This window comes from Balneolaceae bacterium (assembly GCA_034521445.1).
Classification (GTDB): Bacteria; Bacteroidota; Rhodothermia; order Balneolales; family Balneolaceae; genus JAXHMM01.
Genome location: JAXHMM010000003.1, coordinates 229,153 through 244,955 on the forward strand (window position 1 = coordinate 229,153; position 15,803 = coordinate 244,955).

The 15,803-nt window shown below is 63.6% G+C and carries 11 protein-coding genes; 2 read left to right on the top strand and 9 right to left on the bottom strand.

Annotated features, from left to right (window positions below):
• Nucleotides 1-6 precede the first annotated feature (6 nt).
• The 4 genes from U5K31_01480 to U5K31_01495 form a co-directional block, all read right to left on the bottom strand.
• Nucleotides 7-1,470 (bottom strand): alpha/beta fold hydrolase, encoded by a 1,464-nt coding sequence (locus U5K31_01480; GenBank protein ID MDZ7771404.1) that lies wholly within the window; start codon nucleotides 1,468-1,470, stop codon nucleotides 7-9.
• A 48-nt stretch (nucleotides 1,471-1,518) separates the two neighbouring features.
• Complete coding sequence (locus U5K31_01485) at nucleotides 1,519-2,175, bottom strand: SdpI family protein (protein ID MDZ7771405.1); 657 nt, start codon at nucleotides 2,173-2,175, stop codon at nucleotides 1,519-1,521.
• A gap of 4 nt (nucleotides 2,176-2,179) precedes the next feature.
• On the bottom strand, nucleotides 2,180-2,446 hold the full coding sequence (locus U5K31_01490; protein MDZ7771406.1) for an autorepressor SdpR family transcription factor: 267 nt from the start codon (nucleotides 2,444-2,446) through the stop codon (nucleotides 2,180-2,182).
• 90 nt (nucleotides 2,447-2,536) lie between these two features.
• Complete coding sequence (locus U5K31_01495) at nucleotides 2,537-3,127, bottom strand: superoxide dismutase family protein (GenBank protein MDZ7771407.1); 591 nt, start codon at nucleotides 3,125-3,127, stop codon at nucleotides 2,537-2,539.
• Between the two features lie 125 nt (nucleotides 3,128-3,252).
• Between U5K31_01495 and U5K31_01500 the strand changes: the two genes are divergently transcribed.
• On the top strand, nucleotides 3,253-3,678 hold the full coding sequence (locus tag U5K31_01500) for a VOC family protein (protein MDZ7771408.1): 426 nt from the start codon (nucleotides 3,253-3,255) through the stop codon (nucleotides 3,676-3,678).
• A gap of 69 nt (nucleotides 3,679-3,747) precedes the next feature.
• On the opposite strand, the gene U5K31_01505 is transcribed toward U5K31_01500, so the two are convergent.
• The gene (locus U5K31_01505) at nucleotides 3,748-5,787 is read right to left on the bottom strand and encodes an ABC-F family ATP-binding cassette domain-containing protein (protein ID MDZ7771409.1); all 2,040 of its coding nucleotides are present in this window, start codon (nucleotides 5,785-5,787) and stop codon (nucleotides 3,748-3,750) included.
• Between the two features lie 259 nt (nucleotides 5,788-6,046).
• Here U5K31_01505 and U5K31_01510 point away from each other — a divergent pair, with 259 nt between their 5' ends.
• The gene (locus tag U5K31_01510; protein ID MDZ7771410.1) at nucleotides 6,047-7,102 is read left to right on the top strand and encodes a CNNM domain-containing protein; all 1,056 of its coding nucleotides are present in this window, start codon (nucleotides 6,047-6,049) and stop codon (nucleotides 7,100-7,102) included.
• A 7-nt stretch (nucleotides 7,103-7,109) separates the two neighbouring features.
• Here U5K31_01510 and U5K31_01515 read toward each other — a convergent pair whose 3' ends face one another.
• From U5K31_01515 to U5K31_01530, 4 genes are all read right to left on the bottom strand, one after another.
• Nucleotides 7,110-8,360 (bottom strand): aspartate kinase, encoded by a 1,251-nt coding sequence (locus tag U5K31_01515; protein ID MDZ7771411.1) that lies wholly within the window; start codon nucleotides 8,358-8,360, stop codon nucleotides 7,110-7,112.
• A gap of 97 nt (nucleotides 8,361-8,457) precedes the next feature.
• A complete protein-coding gene (locus U5K31_01520; protein ID MDZ7771412.1) occupies nucleotides 8,458-9,762 on the bottom strand; it encodes a divalent metal cation transporter in 1,305 nt (434 codons plus the stop codon).
• Nucleotides 9,763-9,892: 130 nt separating this feature from the next.
• On the bottom strand, nucleotides 9,893-13,726 hold the full coding sequence (locus U5K31_01525; protein ID MDZ7771413.1) for a hydantoinase B/oxoprolinase family protein: 3,834 nt from the start codon (nucleotides 13,724-13,726) through the stop codon (nucleotides 9,893-9,895).
• A 3-nt stretch (nucleotides 13,727-13,729) separates the two neighbouring features.
• Nucleotides 13,730-15,634 (bottom strand): sodium:proton antiporter, encoded by a 1,905-nt coding sequence (locus U5K31_01530; protein ID MDZ7771414.1) that lies wholly within the window; start codon nucleotides 15,632-15,634, stop codon nucleotides 13,730-13,732.
• Between the last annotated feature and the right edge of the window lie 169 nt (nucleotides 15,635-15,803).

The following is a 15,803-nucleotide window of genomic DNA, read 5'->3' on the forward strand; positions in this document are numbered from 1 at the left end:
GGCGCATTACATGCCTGCCTGCGCGCGCAGCCATTCGGTAAGTGTGGACAGGAATCCTTCCGTAAAGGACTTCTCCAGGGAGGCATACTCGCTTGGCGCCCCGCTTTCCGCTTCCTGGAACAGGTGGTTGGCCTGCGGAAAGATCTCGATACGGTAATCAACCCCCGACCGGTCCAGTGCGCTGCGAATGAGCTCTGCATTGGGGTCCTCTTTCACCTGCATGTCTTTGGCGCCGAAAAGGGCCAGCGCCGGGACGCGCAAGGCGCTCAGGTCCGACGCTGGATCGTAGTCTACGAAAGAGGAAAAGGCCGGGCTGACGAGGGTCTCCATTTGGATGCGGACCTGGTTGTCGGCGTGCTGTTCCGGATCGGGGATGGCGGAGCGGGAGCTCTCGGGCAGGGCGGCGATCTGCTCCAGGATCTGTTCTTTCATCCATTTCTTCAGCTCGCTCAGGTCTCTGCTCCCGCGCAGCGTATCGAAAACGGCCTCCTGCATGGCCACCTGTTCCTTTATCAGCGCCTCTGGCGTGTTCTGCTGCTCCAGCAGGGTGCGAACCTGGGCGACGACGACGTCGGCCAGGGGCCGGGCCGGGGAGGCCATCAGCACTACGAAATCCACCGGGGGCTGCGGCTCGGCGGCGATGCTGCCCGCAATGATGCCGCCCTGGGAGTGTCCCAGCAGCCCCATGCGCTCCCCGTCCACCCCGGGATGTTCCTGCAGACGGGTGAGGATGGCGCGGGTGTCAGCGAGATGGTCCTCCATGGAACTCTGTGCAAAGTCGCCTGTTGAGCCCCCCACGCCTCGGTCGTCAAAGCGGTAGACGGCAAAGCCGTTGCGCGTCAGGTGGTCGGCCAGCGTACCGAAAATTTCGAAACCGAAAATCTCCTCGTCGCGGTTCTGGGGTCCGCTTCCCGTAAGCAGTACCAGGAGGGGCGCGGGTTTGCCATCCTGCGGCAGGGTGAGGGTGCCGGCCAGGGTCACCTCCCCGTTCTTCACGGAGAGTTCCTCTATGCGGTAGGGCGGAGGCTCCGGCGCGCGATCCTGCATGCCGGGCTCGCCGCCCTCCCCATCATCCTCCAGCACCCTTTTCAGCTCGAAAGGGAAAGCCATGCCCGCCTGGTGAAAGGTGCCCGAAATGAGGGTGTCCCCGCTGAATTCGCCGTCGAACATCACCATGCCCGCGCCGGCGTTAAAGCGAAAGGAAACCGAGTCCCCCGCCACGGCGATGTCCACCAGCTGCAGCCCCCGGGCCCCCTGCTGGGGAATGTCAATGGTGCCGGTGCGCGCAGTGTCGCCCACCTCCGCGAAGTGGGTCTGTATGGTGAGGCGGGTGCCCTGCACGTCGATGTGACCCTCCCAGTCTCCGGCCAGCCGGTGATCGGTTTGCTGGGCTGATGCGCTGACCGGTGTCAGGGAGCTGAGCAGGAGTGTGAGCAGCAGGGCGGAATATGCAAAGCTTGGTATTTTCATGGGGAGAGTTTCAAGTTTTGGGTTGGCGGATGGTCGGCGATGCGGTTCTCAGTTCTCGGGCTGGCTTTTGAAGAGCCAGAAGGAGTAGGCGAGGGGTACAATGGCCATGACCATCACCCCGGCGAAAAAGAGCTTGGAGTAGACCGCCGCGGGAACGAAAAAGGCCACTACCAGCAGCAGGAGGGAGGTCCCAATCCAGAGCTTGCTGCCGAGCTCGTGGGTCTTGCGCCAGTTGTCGGGGTCCTCCAGGGTCCACGGCGTACGCAGACCGATGAAGTAGTTGGGCTTGAGCGTGCGCAGGTAATTCCCAAAGATCAGAAACAGCAGGGTGACCAGCAGGAAGACCATGAAACTCTGGTCCCATCCCGGCTTGAATGTGGGCATGATCATGACGGTGTACATGCCCAGGAAGAAAAGCGGCAGTAGAAGCCGGAGGGCCGGGAGGGGCTTCTGGTCGATGGAAATCCGCTTTTTGGGATCAATAAGGGGAACCACGAGGATGAGCAGGTAGGTGACGATGGCGAAGAGGGGAAACCACCAGAGGACGAAGCTTTTGTCCGAAAAACCGTCAGCTTGCCCCTGGATATTCCAATGCGTGGGCACCTGATCTGGCACCTGGCCGCCTATGAAAGGTATGAGCACATAGGGGAGCAGCAGGAGCAACAGGATGTACCATTCTTTCTTGAGCGTGGCAAGCAGTTTCATGACGTCAGTCCTTGTTTTGGTTGACCAGTTCGAAAATCCAGTTGGCGGCCCCCTCCAACACCGTGGTGTTGAGCGAGTAGGTGATGAACTGCCCGTCCCGCTCGCGGTGCACCAGCTTGGCGCGGTGCAGGATCACCAGGTGATGGGAGATGCTCGGCTTACTGATGTCAAAGGCCTCTGCGATCTCGCCCGCGGTGAGATCCCTGGACTTCAACATCTTGAGGATGCCGCGCCGCGTGGGGTCGTTGAGAGCTTTAAACAGGTTATTCATTTAGATAATTAGATAAATGTCTAATTACACAATACAAAATACGGACATGCTGCACAAGATGTTTCACGTGGGAGGGAGCCCGGACTCCTGCTACATGCCGGGGTTGGCGATGCCGATCTCCCCGCAGGCGATGCGCGCGCCGGCCGCCCCGGAGGGCTGGGAGGTGAAATCGTCGGCGCCCGCATGCAGGATCACGCCCCGGCCCATGATGGAGTTGGGTCCGTCGAGCGAGAGGCGGCTGTCCGTAAAGTCGATCTGGGCGGTGCCGCCTTCCGTGGCGGTAATGTTGCCCATGTCGCCCATATGGCGTTCGGCGTCATCCGGCGCACCGTGTGATGTGTCGGCGGGGTTGTAGTGTCCTCCCGCCGAGGTGCCGTCCGCCGCGCGGCAGTCGCCGTAGCGGTGTACGTGAAAGCCGTGTTCGCCGGAGGAGAGGCCGGTCAGCGAGCCCTGCACGCGCACGCCCTCGGGGGTCCCGGTAAAGGTTACCGTGCCGGCGGCCTGGTTGCCCTGGGTGGGCTGCAGGATGGCCACGGCCGAATCCACCGAAGCGGATTGCGTCATGGTGCCTGAGGTTGCCGTGTCAGCGGATTCACCGCTATCGCCCTGGGGCGTGCAGCCCGCGGCGAAAAGAAGAGCGATGCACAAGATGCCGAATGCCCTGGTAGATGTCGTAAGCATAAAATAGAGTCGTTGTGGTTCGTTGATTTCGGAATAGCTGTAACAAGCAACGCAATCCTGTCATTCATTCTAAAAGTTTGTATCATCGACCGAACGCTATTCGTAACAAACTTTTACGCGACTTTATGGCTGACGCACTTGCTCCCTTCCACCTCGCCTTTCCCGTGTCCGATCTCGAACAGACCCTCACCTTCTACCGTGACGTGCTGGGCTGCGAGACCGGGCGAAGCTCCGACAAATGGATCGACTTCAACTTCTGGGGCCACCAGGTCGTGGCGCACCTGAGTCCAGAGGAGGCGGGAAAGAGCGGCACCAACGAGGTGGACGGCCACGCGGTGCCGGCCAAGCACTTCGGGCTGATCCTGGAGTGGGAGGATTGGGAGGCACTGGCCGAACGGCTGCAGGATGCCGATATCGATTTCATTATTGAGCCCTACGTGCGTTTCGAGGGCAAGCCCGGCGAGCAGGCCACCATGTTCTTCACCGATCCCAGCGGCAACGCTCTGGAGTTCAAGGCCTTCCGCAACAAGGAGCAGATCTTCGCAAAATAAGCTGACCCGACTCCCCGACTTTCTGACTTCCCGACTTCCCGACTTCCCGACTTTTCGACTTATAGACTTTCAGACTTCAAACTCTTCCTCGATTTCGGCGGCTTCCACAGCCAGTTCCTCCCACCGGCTGTAGCGGTCGGTGAGTTTCTGTTTGACCGCGTCGTATTCCTGTGACACCTCTTTCGCCTTTTCGGTATCGTCGTAAAAGTCTGGTTCGGCCATGGCCTCCTCGATTTCCTGCTGGCGTTTTTCCAGTTTTTCGATCTCCTGCTCCACCGAATCGATTTTGCTGCGGATGGGCTTGAGGCGGCGTGACTTTTTCTTGCGCTTCTCGGCCTCGATGCGTCGCTCCTCCTTACGGGTGAGGCTGCGCTCCCCGGCTTCGCGGGCCTCCCCTGAGGCGCCGTCGCCCGGACCGTTTCCTGCCTGTGCGACTCCCCCGCTGCCGCCCGCGGGTCCCCCCGTCCCGTCACGGTCGGAACCGTAGATATTTTCGCCCTCTTCTTCCTTTTTCTTCTCCAGGTAGTAAGATACGTTGCCCAGGAAGGTGCGCGTGCCTTCGGGCTGCACCTCCAGGGTTTTGTCCACGATGGGGTCCAGGAAATCACGGTCGTGGGAGACGATCATGTAGGAGCCTTCGTACTGCCGGAGGGCCTGCTGGAGGATCTCCTTGGACTGCATGTCGAGGTGGTTGGTGGGCTCGTCGAAGATCAGGAAATTGGCCGGCATCAGCAGTATGCGCGCCAGTGCCAGGCGGCTCTTCTCCCCGCCGGAGAGCATGGAGACCTTTTTGAAGACATCGTCGCCCTGAAAGAGAAAGCATCCCAGTATGGTACGCAGGCGCGTCTCCGGTTCGTAGGGTGCGATGGCGCGCATCACCTCCAGGGCTTCCTTGCCGGGATCCAGCTCATCGGCCTGGTGCTGGGCGAAGTAGGCGGCCTGCACGTTGTGGCCGGGCTCGCGCAGCCCGCTGTCGATGGGCTCTTCCCCGGCCATGATGCGAATGAGGGTGGACTTTCCCGCGCCGTTGGGTCCCACCACGGCCAGCTTGTTGCCCCGTTCCACGGTATAGTTGAGGTCCTCGAATACCACATTATCGCCGTAGGTTTTGCGCACGTTTTCCAGGCGCATCACGATGGCGCCGGAGCGTTCGGCGGCGGGGAATTCAAAGCTGATCTCCTCCTGCTCCTCCTCCAGTTCGATCCGGTCCATCTTTTCAAGCTGCTTGATGCGGCTCTGCACCTGGGCGGCCTTGCTGGCGTTGTAGCGGAACTTGTCGATGAACTCCTGAATCTGTTTGATCTCCCGCTGCTGGTTTCTCCAGGCCTGGCGCAGGTGTTCCATCCGCTCGGCGTGCTTCTCCTCGAAATACGTGTAGTTGCCGTCGTAGTCGAAAAGTCGTCCGTGTTCCAGGGCCAGCGTGCGGCCGGAGATGGTATTCAGAAAGGCACGGTCGTGGGAGACCAGGATGATGGCGCCGTCGTACTGAAGCAGGAATTCCTCCATCCACTGCAGCGCCTCGATATCGAGGTGGTTGGTGGGCTCGTCCAGAAGCAGGTAGGTGGGCTGGCGCAGCAGCAGCTTGGCCAGGGCGATACGCATCAGCCAGCCCCCGCTGAACTCCGAGGTGGGACGTTTGAAATCCTCCGGGCTGAAACCCAGTCCCATAAGCACCTTTTCGATGTCGGCCTCCAGGTTGTAGGCGTCCGACTGCTCAAGGCGGGTCTGCAGACGGCCGTAGCGGTCCATGGCCGACCGGTGCTCGCGGGTGCCCTCCTCGGTATCGGCCAGAGCGTGCTGCGCCTTGCGCACCTCCTCCTCCAGCTCCAGTATTTCACGGAACGCGTGGCGGACCTCCTCGAGTACCGTCAGGCCGGGATGGGGCTCCACACCGTCCTGGGGGAGGTAGCCCACGTCGGAGGCCTTGGAGAGGTGAAGCTCGCCGCCGTCGGGCTCGATCTCGCCTGCGATGATTTTCAGCAGGGTGGACTTGCCCGCACCGTTGGGTCCCACCAGTCCCACGCGCTCCCCGGGGTTGACCAGAAAGTTGATGTCCTCAAAAAGCGTGTGGTCCCCGAAGTGGAGGGTGAGATTCTGGGCGTTCAGCAAGGCGGTGGGTGAGGTATGGTCGGTTTGCAGATGTGTTCGGGCCGTTTCCGGCTGTTCGGGTGCGTCCCTTTGCGGGCGGCTGCCAATATACGAATCGTTGGGGTGCTGATAAATGTTGTGCGGCGGCAAAGGTGACGCCCTCCTTCAGGTACGTAAAGATTTTGTTCTCCCTCGTGATCGCGACGGGACCCATGTCTGGAGCGGACGCCGGCGCCTATTCCCCATTTTGATAAGCCCTCATTTGTCCTATTTTTGACCTATGTCTTTGCTGATTTTTTACCTTGCTCTGGCCATCGGCGTCTCCTTCCTCTGTTCCATACTGGAGGCCGTGCTGCTTTCGGTGAGCCATTCCTATATCGCCGTGCTGGAGCGCAAGGGCAACAGGGCCGGCGAGCTGCTGCGCACCTACAAGCAGGACATTGATCGGCCGCTGTCGGCCATCCTGAGTCTTAACACCATTGCCCACACGGTGGGGGCGGCCGGCGTGGGCGCCCAGGCGCAGCTTGTTTTCGGGGAGACCTATGTGGCGGTCACCTCCGCCGTGCTCACCTTCCTGATCCTGGTGCTTTCGGAAATCATTCCAAAAACCGTGGGCGCCACCTACTGGCGCAGCCTGGCCCCTGTCTCGGTCTACACCTTGCGCGGACTGATGATCCTGCTCTATCCTTTTGTGGTGCTTTCCCAGGTTATTACGCGCCTGCTCGCCAGCGAGGAGAACATACCCAGCTTCAGCCGTGAGGAGTTCGGGGCCCTGGCCGAACTGGGCGTGGAGGAAGGCATCTTCGAGGAGGAAGAGTCGCGCATCTTTAAAAACCTGATACGCTTCAGCTCCCTGCGGGTGAAGGACATCATGACCCCGCGCACCGTGGTGGTGGGATTCCAGGAAAGCGGCACCCTGGAGCACATCGACGCTAACATCGAGGAGCTTACCTTTTCCCGGCTCCTGCTTTATGGGGAGGAGCGCGACGAGGTCACCGGCTACGTGCTCAAGAACGACCTGCTCCTGCTGCTGGCCCGCGACCAGACCGACCGCCGTCTGAAGGAGATTCGCCGGGATATTCTCATCGTGCCGGAGATCATGGCACTGAAGGACCTGTTCGAGGAGCTGATGGCCAAACAGGAGCATATCGCGGTGGCGGTGGACGAGTATGGCGGCCTCGCAGGCGTGGTGACGATGGAGGACCTGGTGGAGACGCTGCTGGGCATGGAGATTATCGACGAGGCCGACACCATCGAGGACATGCAGAAGATGGCTCGCAAGAAGTGGGGCGAGCGTGCACGCCGGCTGGGCATCATCGGCGAGAAAGAGAACTGACAGGCGACTACCCTTCGAACAGCTCCTCGTGCAGACGGCGCACCGCCTCCACCGTGTGCCCCGCCTCCACCACCAGGTTCAGGTTGCGCTTGGTGCTGCTGTAGGAGAGGGTTTCCAGCTTGATGTCTCCCAGCGCACGTCGCAGGCGCTCCACAAGCTCCTTCTGGCGCGCAGGATCGCATCCCACCAGCCCTATCACACCTACTCCCCTTCGCAGGCCCGCCTCCCCCAGTTCCTGCAGCTCCTCGGACAGCCGTTTCAGCTCCGGACCGTCATCCAGGGCGCTCCTCTCCTTGTAGGCCATGGCCTTGACCAGTCCGTCGGAAGTGGTATCTCCGGTGATGCGGGTCCCGGGTGCCTCCGGCTCGAAGATGTTCTTCACTCGCACGGTCAGGTTGCGGGCGGAGGCCGGTTTCAGGGTGGAGGGGTGCAGCACCTTGGCGCCGAACCAGGCCAGTTCGGTGGCCTCCCGGAAGCTGAGGGCGGGAATGGGCCGGGCGCCCTCCACCACGCGCGGGTCGCAGGTGTAGACGCCGCTCACGTCGGTCCAGATCTCTACGGCCTCGCAGGGGAGGGAGGCTCCTATAAGACTGGCGGTGTAGTCGGAGCCCTCGAAGCCCAGGTTAGTGAGATTGCCGTTGGCCGTCTGCCCGTAGTAGCCGCCCATCACGGGTATGGCCTTGCCCCGCCAGCGCTCCAGCAGTTCGCTTACGGCTGAGCGAATAAATGGCAGATCAGGCGAGGCGCCGCCGAAACGGTCGTCCGTGCGAATGAGCTCACGGGCATCCACCCACTGCGCCTGCATGCCGGCGGCGCGGGCGCAGGAGGCCAGCAGCCGGGAGGATAGGCGTTCGCCGATGGAAGCCACCGCGTCACGCGTGCGGTCGTCCAGGCTGCCCGCCTCGCGGATGGCGTCCAGGTGTCCGAGTAGGATTTCGGAGAGGCGGTCAAGGTGTCCGAGGCAGGCTTCCTGTTCTTTCTCCCGGGAGGAGGACGGGCCGTCGACGGCGTACTCGTCCATAAAACCGGTGATCAGCTTGCGGTGGCGGGCGTCGATCTCTTCGGCCATATCGCGGGCTTTGACAGGGTCCGTGGCGGCCGACTCGGCCGCGGCGATGAGGCGGCGCGTGGTTCGGGCTGTGGCGGAGACCACCACCCAGGGGCGCTCATAGCGGGCTGTGATGTCCAGCACCCTCTTCCAGGTATGCTCGTCGCCCATCGAGGTGCCGCCGAACTTGAGTACCGTGTACTTCGCCATGGGATGCGGTTGCAGAAATTACGTGCCGGTTCCGGCCCAAGATAGCAATCGACCGGCTGAATGTGGAGGGGAAATCAGGGCGGCAGTTTCCCGCCTGTTACCCGCCCGACCGGTAGCGCATGATGCGCCGGTAGATGGGCACGAGCAGCAGGGCCGCCAGCAGAGCGGAGAGGGCCAGGATCCACGACTCCCGCACCAGCGAGACGTCCAGCACCCGGTTGAGGGCGCGGGCGACGTTGGTGAGTCCAATGACCAGCGTCACAAACACGATGATTCCGGTGAGGGCGTTGGCCCAGCCGCCGTTGATGTGCTCCGTGCCCAGCAGTCCGCGGTCGTTGGCCATCAGCAGCAGAAAGATGGCGATGAGGGGAAGGATGATGCCGTTGAGGGCCTGCGCCAGGATGATGGCGGGTATGGGCTGCACCTGGGAGACCCCGAAGCCCACGCCGCAGAGCAGTACGCCGATCCAGACGGCCCGGAAGCGGGAGCCGCCTTCGCGCCACAGGCTTTCTGTTGAGGCGGGGCCGCCGGGGCTGGCCTCCGGGGCTGCAGATGTCCCCCAGAGGCTTTGGGCCGTCAGCGCGGCGGCAAGGGGCGCGGTAAGGGCCGAACTGAGTCCGGCGGCGGCCAGCCCGAGGGCGAAAAAGACCGCCGCCCAGCCGCCCAGGGTACCGGCCAGGGCGCCGGCTAGTCCCTCGTAGCTGAACGATCCCGCCACCGAACTGCCCACCACCAGCACGGCCATGGAGATGACGCCGCCCAGAATGACGGCAAAGCTGAGGCTGAAGCGCATCTCCCTGAGGCTCTGCGAGTGCCGGATGTTGGATCCCAGGAAGAGGTTGTAGGGTACCACGGTGGTGCCGATGAGGCCGATGACCAGCAGCTCGGAGCCCGTCGGCACGGCCGGCACGAAGAGTCCCCCGAGCAGCTCTCCAAGCGGCGGTTGCATGATCAGGGCGGTGGTGAGGAAGCAGATGCCCATCAGTGCAACCACGCCGCCCAGCATCTTGGCGATCAGGTCGGTGGAGCCGAACCAGAGCAGCAGGAAGGCCGCCAGTCCGATGCCCGCGGTGAGCAGGGCGGGGGAGACGTCCAGCACCAGTCCCAGTCCCGCCACGCCGCCCAGGATGTTGCCCGCCTCGTAGGCGGCGCAGCCCAGCACGATCGACCCTCCCACCAGCCAGATGGCGAAGGTGCCGGCCGGGGTGCCGCGGAAACGCGCGGCAATGGACTCGCCCAGGTTCTGTTCCCCGCTGATGGTGAGACGCGCGCCCGCCTCCTGAAGCATCACACAGGCGACGGTGGAGAAGAGCAGGGCCCAGAGCAGGGTAAAGCCGAATCCGGAACCGGCGGAGCCGGCGGCGGTGATGGTGCCGGGTCCGATAAAGGCGGCCGAAAGCACCGACCAGAAGAGTATGTTGAGCAGGCGGTCTCGGATGGCCGGGGCGTCGTTTGGAGTGTGAGGTTACCGGAATCGGCCGCAATTTATCATCTCAGCCCCAACAATCAAATTCTCGGCGTGAAGGGCCGTACTATTTGGGCTTTCCGTAGCCTCCGCCTCCCGGCGTGAGCAGCTGGAAACGGTCGCCCGCCTCGAGTTCGGCCCCGTCCACCGGTCCCAGCTCCTCCTCGCGTCCGTCGACGCGGATCACCCGCTGCTCCCCGCAGGCGCCGGGCTCCCCGCCCTGCAGTCCGTAGGGAGCCTGCCGGCGGTGCTGGGTGAGCACGGAGAGGCTGACGGGCTCCAGGAAGCTGAGTTCGCGCACGATGCCGTCGCCCCCGCGCCGGCGACCCTTCCCGCCGGAGCCCTTGCGCACCCCGTAGCGCTCCAGGCGCACGGGATAGCGGTGCTCCAGGATCTCCGGATCGGTTCCCGCGGTGTTGGTCATATGATGGTGCACGGTGTCGGCCCCGTCGAATGCGGCCCCCGCTCCCGTGCCCCCGCCCACGGTTTCGTAGTAGCCGAAACCTTCGTTGCCGAAGAGCACGTTGTTCATGGTGCCCTGGCTGCAGGCGATGCGCCCGAAGGGCTTGAGCAGCAGGTCGGTCAGGCGCTGGCTCACCTCGGTGTTACCGCCCACCACGGCGGGACAGAGCTCCGGGTCGGCCTCGTAGCCGGGATTGAGCAGGCAAGTCGGCAGCCGCAGCTCCAGCGGCTCCAGGAGTCCCTCGTTCAGGGGCAGCGGCTCGTCCACCAGCACCCGCAGCACATACATGATCACGCTCTGCACGATGGCAGGAGTGGCGTTCAGGTTGCCCGGGTGCACCTCGCCCGTGCCCTCGAAATCCACCGTCAGATCTTCCCCCCGCTTGACCAGGCGCGCCTGCAGGGGGGTGCCGTCGTCCAGGTACTCTGTGACGCTGCGGTCCATATCCTCCATGGCCCCGAGGGCGGCGCGGGTCTTGCGCGCAGCCAGCTCCTTGAGTCCCTTCATGTAATGGCGCACGCGCTCCTCGCCCTCGCGCCGGGCCAGTCCGGCCAGGGACTGTACGCCCCGGTGGTTGGCGGCCACGGCGGCCTGCAGGTCGGCCACGTTTTCCTCCACGGCGCGGCTCGGCCAGGGTCCGCCGGCCAGCCGCTCCCGTACGGCCTCCCAGCGGGGCTCGCCGCCGCGCACCAGGTAGTCCGGCGGGATGACCACGCCCTCCTCAGCCAGGCTGCGGGCGCCCGGGGGCATGGAGCCGGGGCGGCTGCCGCCGATCTCCGCGTGGTGGGCGCGGCTGGCGGCGAAGCCCAGCAGGCGGCCGGAGTCGCCGTAGACCGGCGTTACTACCGTGATGTCGGGGAGGTGGGAGCCCCCGTAGGCCGGGTGGTTGGTCACCACCACGTCGCCGGGCTCCATGGCGATGGACGCCATCAGCCGGCGCACGCAGAGTCCGAGCGCGCCCAGGTGCACGGGGATGTGGGGGGCGTTCACGATAAGCTCCCCTTCGGCGCTGAGCAGGGCGCAGGAAAAGTCCCTGCGCTCCTTGATGTTCACCGAGAGGGCGGTGCGGCGCAGCATTTCGCCCATCTCCCCGGCGATGGAGGTGAAACGGTTGGTGAAGAGCTCCTGCTCCACCGCCTCGGCATAGCTGGCTTCGCGGCGCCCGTCGCCCGGTTGACTGCGTTCCAACTTCAGGGTGCCGTCGCCTGCCACGCGGGCCTCCCATCCCGGCTCCACCGCCACCGTGCTGTAGGGGTCAAGCACGAGGGCGGGACCGGAGAGCGACTGTCCGGGCCGCAGTTCCCCGCGCCGGTGGACAGGGGTCGGGTGCTCCTCTCCTCCGAAGCGGACCGGGCGGTGCGTGAAGGGTTCGGGGCCGGCGGCACGGCCGGGGGAAGGGGAGCTTTCCTCTTCAGGCGGGGTGCCCGAGGCGGCCACGCGCACCGACTCCACTTCGATGGCCCTTCCCTCCACCCAGTGTCCGTAGCGGCGGCGGTAGGCTTCCCTGAAGCGCCCGGCAAGGCTTTCCGTGGATGCGTTGTCCTCCCACTCGATCTCCAGGGTGGCATCCTGCCCCTCAAGCCTCATAAACAGCAGGCGGCGACGCACGCGGATCTCCTCCTCCGGCACGCCCTCGCCGACCACCTTACAGGCGGCGCGTTCGGCAAGCTGATTCACCAGCCCGGGGAGACGGCCACCCGCGGATTCCAGCTCCTCGAGCACCTGCGCTTCGGCGAACTCCTCGATCACGGCCTGACCCAGTCCCCACGCGCTCAGCAGGCCCGCTTCGGGGGGCACCAACACCGTCCCCGCACCCAGCTGGGAGGCGATGGCGCAGGCGTGCTGGGCGCCGGCGCCTCCGAAGGCCACCAGGGCGTAGCCGGCTGGATCGTATCCCTTGCGCAGGGAGATGCGGCGCACGGCATCGGCCATGCGCTCGTTGGCGATGCGCAGGAAACCCTCCAGGATCTCCCCGGCTTCTGGCGCCGCCTCCGGTCCTGTGCCGCGGCCGGCCTTCAACCGCTCCAGTATTTCCTGCAGCTTGCGCTCCGCCGCTCCGCGGTCGATGGGGATGCTGAAATTTTCCGGCTGCAGACGGCCCAGCAGCAGGTTCACGTCGGTGACCGTCAGGGGACCTCCGTCGCCGTAGCAGGCCGGTCCCGGCGAGGCCCCGGCGCTCTGCGGACCCACAAAGAGCGTCCCGTCTTCCTCCCCGCAGATCGATCCTCCCCCCGCGGCCACCGTCTCGATGGAGAGGGCGGGGGCGTTGAGGGTGTAACCTCCCACCGCGTGTCGGAATACGTAGTCGTAGCCATGGTCGTAGCGCGCCACGTCGGTGGAGGTGCCGCCCATGTCGAAGGAGATCACCTTGCGGTGGCCGTGTCGCCTGCCGGCGGTGGCCGCGCCCACCACGCCGCCGGCGGGTCCGCTCAGCAGGCTGTCCTTGGGCTGGAAGCGGTCGGCGCCGGTAAGTCCCCCGGCGCTGCTCATCACATGCAGGGTGCCCTCCGGTACCGCCTCGCGTACGCCGCGCAGGTAACGCTCCAGCACCGGCTTCAGGCGGGCGTTGATCACGGCGGTCTGCGTGCGTGGCAAGTACGAGATGGCCGAGCTCAGCTCCGATCCGCAGGTGACCCACGTGGCGCCCGCCTTGCGGGCCGATTCCGCCAGGCGCTTTTCGTGGGCGGGGTTCCGGTAGCTGTGCATGAGGGAGACGGCCACGGAGACCTCCTCCCCGCTCTCCGCCATCCACTCCTCCAGCTCCCTCCGCGCGGCGCCGGTCTGCAGCGGGCGGAGCTCCCCTCCATCGGCGTCCAGGCGCCCCTCCACCTCGATCACGCGGGAGGAAGGGGGAAGGTAGTCGATCCGCTTCACCTGCAAGGCAAATAGATCCGGCCGGGTCTGGTCGCCCACCCGGAGCAGGTCGCGGTAGCCGGCGTTGACCAGCAGGGCCACCCTGCCGCCCCGGTTCTCCAGCAGGGCGTTGGTGCCCTTGGTGGTGGCCAGGCGCAGTTGCAGGCGGGGCAGGGGACGGTCCGGCGGCGTGCGCGTGAGCAGCCGGGCGGCCAGCACCGGGGCTTCCTCCCCCGAGAGCACTTCAAAGGAGGGCGAGCCGTCTACGAGGCCGGGAGGCAGGGGTGCGTCGAGCCGGAGCAGGGACTCCCGGGCGTCAAAGGCGGTTACACGCATCTCGGGTGACTCTTCGCCCAGCGTGCGGAATCGAAATCCGGCTATAAATTCGTCGGGAGCTTCCCACTGCTGGCGAACCCGGTAGAGGCCGGGCTCCACCTCATCGATAAGTTGTCCTCGAAGAGCGCTGCTGCTGAGCACCTTGACGGTGCGTCGCCAGCCCGAGGGTTCCACGCCAATGGCGTCTGTGAAGGTGCCCCCGGTGTCGATCCATATCTTCCAGACAGGCGATGGGGAGGGGGAACTCATGGGCTATCCCTCCTGGGATTTCCTCTCGGTGCCGAATTCGCTTTCAGGATAATCCTGGTCATCCTGCCCCTCCTCTGGGTTGAGATCCTGCATGGCATCCGCTTTCGTAGCGTGTTCGCCGGGGACGGCCAGGCAGAGCAACAGGTCGCCCACGTCGGCCGCCGGCGTATGGTCCACCGAGTAGGGAATTGCTTCTCCGGTGGTCTTGACGTTGACCAGAGGCAGCAGACCGGCCGCAAATTTCTCCTCCATCTCCTTGGGAGGAATGGTCTCGGTGATTCCCACTTGTCGGAAATCGGCACCCTCATTCATCAGTTTTGAGAGGGACTCAAAATTGAGATCCTCGCCGAAGAGGATACGTCCGCTCAGGTTATCCGGGACCTCGCGTTCCTTGCGGTGGGACAGCGAAACGGCGGCCAGCTGGAAGACCTCCGAAGAGCCGAAGTATTCTGCGAAGCGGATAACGGCCAGCGAATTGACCTCGTCGTTGGGAGTGAGGGCCAACAGCTTGCCGATGCCGTCCAGGTTGATCTCGTCGAGGGCGTATTCGGCCAGGATGTTGCCGTAATAGGTATTGAGTCCCTCACGATGTGCCTTGTTGATGTTGGTCCAGTTGGAATCGGTCACCAGCACCTTGAAGCCCTGATCCTGCAGCGCCTTGGCGAGCTCCCGCGCCCAGTTGTGGGCGCCCAGGATAAGGAATCCGCGGGGTACCGGCTTGGCCACGTCCAGCCATCGGGCAAGGGGAGTGGCTGTAAGCCCGTAGATAGCCACGGTAACAATAATAACGATGAAGACAATGGGCACCAGTTGGCCCGCCTCGGCATAGCCGCCTTCCACCAGCTGCAGGGCGAAGAGAGAGGAGATGGAGGCCGCTACGACACCCCGCGGTGCCATCCAGCTCAGGAATAATTTTTCACGGTTATTCAATTGCGAGCCGATGGTGGAGAGGTAGACAGAAAGTGGACGGGTAATGAAGATGAGTACCGCCAGAAAGATCACGATATCCCAGTTCAGGTTGGCCATCAGGTCGGCAAGTTCCACGCGGGCGGCCAAGAGAATGAAGAGAGCTGAAAGCAGAAGCACGCGAAGGTTCTCCTTGAATTCCGCGATGTGGTGGATGCGCGCCGATTTCTGGTTAGCCAGGGCGATACCCATCACGGTGGTGGCCCAGAGGCCGGACTCATGCTGCAGAAAGTCGGAGAGTCCGAACACCAGGAAGACTACCATAAGAGTGACGGGATTCTGCAGGAAGTCGGGCAGCATATAGCGCTTCAGTAAAAGGTAGACGATGCCGGCGCCGGCCAGTCCCACGATGGTCCCGAAAAATACGGTTTTAAAAATGCTGCCGAGGGCCAGGCTGGTGGCCTCCCCCAGTCCGGTGGTAAAAATCACCTCGAAAACCAGCACCGCAAGCAGGGCGCCTATGGGGTCGATGACGATGCCCTCCCATTTGAGCACCGAACCCACCTGCCCGGTGGGACGCACCTGGCGGAGCAGCGGCAGAATGACCGTGGGACCGGTGACTACGAGGATGGCACCCAGCAGAACGGCGAGTTCCAGGTCGAAGGGAAAGAGATAATTGGCGGTGATTGAGACAATTACCCAGGTAACCACCACGCCAATGCTTACCAGTTTGATGACGGCGCCCCCTATATCCCTGAGCTCGGAAAAGCGTAGGCTGAGTCCTCCTTCAAAAAGGATGATGCCTACCGAAATGGAGACAAAGGGAGCCAGCAGATCGCCCATCAGCACGTCCGGCTGCAGAATACCCAGTACAGGACCGGCCAGTATTCCGGCCAGAAGCAGAAGGAGTATGGCCGGCAGCTTGGTGCGCCAGGCCAGCCACTGGGCGCCCACCCCGAATACGACAATACTGATAAGTCCCAGTAATACGTGTTCTGTCATCTCAATCTGATTATATGCGCTGCAACTTTATTAGCAGATGATCTAAAATAAGCAAACAGCTGGTAAATCAAAGAGTCCGGCGGGGTCATTTCAGCTTCAGCCCGGTGCTGGTTGAAAGTAACCAAGCACGCTTTGATTGCGATACGTTCCCGATTCCGGGGATATATCT